Annotated in this window: 4 protein-coding genes; 3 read left to right on the plus strand and 1 reads right to left on the minus strand. The window is 69.2% G+C overall.

Annotated features, from left to right (window positions below; genetic code table 11):
• The 3 genes from RMO30_RS12515 to RMO30_RS12525 form a co-directional block, all read left to right on the plus strand.
• Positions 1 to 523 (plus strand): PKD domain-containing protein (locus RMO30_RS12515; protein WP_309714054.1); only part of this gene is annotated, 523 nt, incomplete at its 5' end.
• Between the two features lie 95 nt (positions 524 to 618).
• Positions 619 to 1941 (plus strand): trypsin-like peptidase domain-containing protein, encoded by a 1323-nt coding sequence (locus tag RMO30_RS12520; RefSeq protein ID WP_309714057.1) that lies wholly within the window; start codon positions 619 to 621, stop codon positions 1939 to 1941.
• 67 nt (positions 1942 to 2008) lie between these two features.
• On the plus strand, positions 2009 to 3049 hold the full coding sequence (locus RMO30_RS12525) for a glycosyltransferase family 2 protein (RefSeq protein WP_309714058.1): 1041 nt from the start codon (positions 2009 to 2011) through the stop codon (positions 3047 to 3049).
• 73 nt (positions 3050 to 3122) lie between these two features.
• Here RMO30_RS12525 and RMO30_RS12530 read toward each other — a convergent pair.
• Positions 3123 to 4281, minus strand: a 1159-nt coding sequence (locus RMO30_RS12530; RefSeq protein ID WP_309714061.1) for a CDP-glycerol glycerophosphotransferase family protein, incomplete at its 5' end; no start/stop codon positions are given.

Genomic DNA, 4281 nt, shown 5'->3' on the forward strand with positions numbered 1-4281 from the left:
GTGCTTCGAGGCTGACGAGCCGGCGGAGCCGGGCATCCCGACGATCACGATTCGTGACATCGCGAGCTTCATCCCGACTCCGGGGCGTCAGCAGATGGAGCCAGACGGGTGGACGGTCGCGGGGCTCGACACGAACTTCTACGCGATCGCCGGTCAGCACGTGGTGAACGGAACCCTGCTCGGACGACCCGCCGACGTTCGTTTCACTCCGACGACCTACCGCTGGACCTATGGCGACGGCACCGCCGCGACGAAGACCACGAAAGGCGGCACCTGGGCGGCCCTCGGGATCGCCGAGTTCGAGCCGACGCCGACATCCCACGTGTATGAGCAGGTCGGCGACTACACGATCACGCTGTCGATCGTGTACGCGGCCGAGTACCGGTTCGACGGCGGTGCCTGGCGGCCGGTCGTCGGCACGCTCACCTTGCCCGCGAACGACCTGTACATCCGCGTCGGCACGGCGAAGACGGTGCTCGTCGAACACGACTGTCTCGCCAATCCGAGCGGACCGGGATGCTGAGCGCCGCACCCGGCGAACCAAAGTAGGCTCCCAGCGCGGCCATAACAGACCCACAGAATTCGGCGAGATGCTGGCTGCGCCGAAAGGAGCACTCGATGTCCGAGTCCGACCAGAAACCCGCCCCCCGCATCCGTCGCCCACGCGCCACCGTCACGCCCGACGCCACCCCGGCATCCGCGATGCTGCCCGCCGCGCCCGCTGCCCCGACCGCGCCTCCCGCCGCCCCGGATGCCGCCCCCCGTCAGCGCAGCAACGCCGGAGTGCTTGTCGCCGTCGCGGCAGTCGCCGCTCTCGTCGGCGGTGGCTCGGGTGCTGGCATCGCGGCCTGGGCGGTCGCGACGAATCTCGCCGCCGATCAAGAGCGCGCCGCTGGTCCGCAGACGATCACCGTCAACGACCCCGACGGCGTCAACGTCGTCAACGCCGTCGCCGCGAAAGCTGGACCCTCAGTCGTAACGCTCAGCGTGAGCACGCAGACCGCCGGCGGCAGCGGGTCGGGCGTCATCCACAGTGACGACGGCTACGTGCAAACCAACAACCACGTCGTCACCCTGGATGGCGCGTCCAACGACGCCACCATTGAAGTGACCACCGCCGACGGCCGCATCTTCTCAGCCGAAATCGTGGGCACCGACCCGACGGTCGACCTCGCCGTCATCAAACTGGTCGAGGCGAGCGGACTGACCCCCATCGAGTTCGGGGATGTCGACGACCTCGACGTCGGCGATCGTGCCGTCGTGATCGGCGCCCCGTTGGGCCTCGCCAACACGGTCACCGACGGCATCGTCAGCGTGCTCGACCGCAGCATCCAGATCGGATCGTCGGCAGTCCCCGATGACGGCAGCGAAGAAGATGGTGGTCAGAATCCGTTCAACTTCGACATCCCGGGTCAGTCCACGTCGGGATCGGGGTCGATTTCCATCCCGGTGATCCAGACCGATGCCTCCATCAATCCGGGCAACTCGGGCGGCGCGCTCGTCAACGACTCCGGCGAGCTGATCGGCATCGTCGTCGCGATCGCGACTGCGAACGGTTCGAGCTCCTCCGGGTCGATCGGCGTCGGCTTCGCCATCCCGGGCGACCTCGCAGAGCGGGTTGCGAACGAGCTGATCGAGAACGGCGTTGCCACGCATGGCCTGCTCGGGGCGACCGTTCGCGACGCCTCGAGTGCCGACGGGTCGATCGTCGGCGCGGTTGTCGTCGACGAGGATGGCATCGTCGCCGGAGGCGCCGCGGAAGCGGCCGGACTCCGGGCAGGCGACATCGTCACCGAGTTCGACGGTGTTCCGATCGCCGGCAGCATCGACCTCACCGCCCAGGTGCGCTTGCACGCTGCGGGGGCAGAGGCCGAACTCGTCTACGTGCGGAATGGGGAGGAGCGCACCGTCACGGTGACGCTCGGCGCCTACCAGCCGTGACCGGGTTAGGCTCGACCGGACCCGGCAGTCGTGCCGGGCCGGTCGAGCCCGGGAGTGAGAACGCGACATGCCGAATACTCCCGCGGCGGTGTCGTATGTGATGCCCGTGCTCAACGAATCCGGGTACCTCGAGGCCGCCATTGCGAGCATCGTCAGCCAGGATCATCCGGGCGAATTCGAGATCGTGCTCGCCGTCGGTCCGTCAACCGACGGTACTGCCGAGATCGTCGACCGACTGGTGGCAGCCGATGAGCGCATCCGCATCGTCGACAACCCGGGGATGGACATCCCGATCGGCCTCAACCTCGCGATTGCGGCGAGCCGGCATCCGGTCATCGTGCGGGTTGACGCGCACACCGAGCTGGCCCCGGGTTACACGAGTCGGGCGGTTGCGACACTCGCGCGCACCGGAGCGGCGAGCCTCGGCGGGGTGATGATCGCGACCGGCAAACCCGGGCTGCAGGCCGCGGTCGCCCGCGCCTACAACAGCCGGTTTGGGCTCGGCGGCGGGGCGTACCACGGCGAGCAGGCGGCCGAAGGCCCCGCCGAGTCGGCGTACATGGGCGTCATGCGGGCCGACGCCCTGCGCGAGATCGGCGGGTTCGACGAGACTCTGCGTCGCGGCGAAGACTGGGAACTCAACTACCGTCTGCGGCAAGCCGGTCACATCGTCTGGCTCGACCCGCTGCTGCGAGTCAGCTACTGGCCGCGCAGCACCCTGCTGAAGCTGCACCGCCAGTTCTTCGCGACCGGAGTCTGGCGGGGCGAACTCGTGCGTCGTCTCGGCACCCGCAACCCGCTGCGGTTCTTCGCGCCGCCGATACTGCTGATTTCGGTCGTGCTCACCGCGATCCTCCTGCCGCTTCACCTCGCCGGAGTGCTGAGCGGCTGGCCCGTGCTGGTGTTCGTGCTCGTCGTCTACCTCGGGCCACTCGCCTACCTCGGCTTGCTCGTCGTCGCCGCCCTCACGACGCCCGGGTCGTTCGCCGACCGTCTTCGACTGATGGTCGTGCTCGCGACGATGCACCTGAGCTGGGGAGCGGGATTCCTCGTCGGCGTGGTGCGCGGTGCTCGGGATGTCGTCGACCGCTCCCGCACGGAGTCCTAGGCTGGCGTGACTGTTCCCATTTGGGATATCTCACGCCGTGAGATATCCCAAATGGGATAGCTCGCGGGATGGGTCACCCCAACCAGCCTTCCGCGAGCATGCGCTCGACGACACGCCGGCCAGCGGCGCCGTCGTCGCGGGGGGTGAACCGCTTGCGCCAGGCGGCTGCTCGCACGGCGAACTCGGGTTGCCCGGCGGCGGCGGCGAGGATCGCGTCGCGCAGCTCATCGCGGGTCGACACCACCGGCCCCGGAGCGTCGGCGAGCAGATCGAAGTAGAAGCCCCGCAGGTCGGCGCTGTAGTGGGCGAGGTCGGGGGTGAAGAACACGATCGGCCGACCGGTGCCGGCGAAGTCGAACATGACCGAGGAGTAGTCGGTGACGAGCACGTCCGCGACGAGTAACAGGTCGGCCATGTCGGGGTAGCTGGTGACGTCGATGAGCCCCGCACCTTCGAGGTCGCGGCCGTGGGCGAGGGTGCGCGAATGCCCGCGGGCGAGCAGCACGTGGCCGGCGTCGAGGTCTCGGGCGAAGGCCGCGAGGTCGACGAAGTCCACCATCTCGGTGCGGTCGTCGCGCCAGGTGGGGGCGTAGAGCACCACGCGGGCACCATCCGGGATGCCGATGGCGGCCCGCACGGCCGCCGCCCGCTCGGCAGAGTGCAGCACGTCGTTGCGCGGATAGCCCTCCTGCCAGATCGGCCGGCGCATCGCGTACGCCGAGCGGAAGATCTCGGAGGAGTACGGGTTCTGCGCGAGGAGGGCATCCCAGCGGTCCCGCTCGCGCAACACCGCGATGCGCGTGCGGATGCCCCGCCCACCGCGGTCGAGGGCGAGCTTCTTGAGCATCGTGCCGTGCCAGGTCTGCAGCACCTTCTGGTGACGCCGCCGCCGGTACCGCTTGCGCAGCCAGTCGTTGACGACGAGTGCACGTGCGGCTGCCCGAGCGTGCCACCACGCCCGGCTGCCTTCGACGATCCGCACAGCGCCCTCGGGCACGGCGACCGAGCCGTCGGCGACGCTCCAGTAGCGCCGCACGTCGGGCCGCAGCTCGGCGATCGCGCGGTCGATGCCGAGCGGATTGCAGGATGCCGACTGGCCGTAGAAGCTCTCGAAGAACACCGCGTTCTCAGGTGACGGTCGCGACCCTCGGTACTCGTGTTCGAGTCGGCGCTGCGCGACCGCGCCACGTTCGTCGGAAGCGAGGGGAGCGGCGACGGTGACGACAACCCCG

Origin of the sequence: Pseudolysinimonas sp., from assembly GCF_031389465.1 — a bacterium.
Lineage (GTDB): Bacteria > Actinomycetota > Actinomycetes > Actinomycetales > Microbacteriaceae > Pseudolysinimonas_A.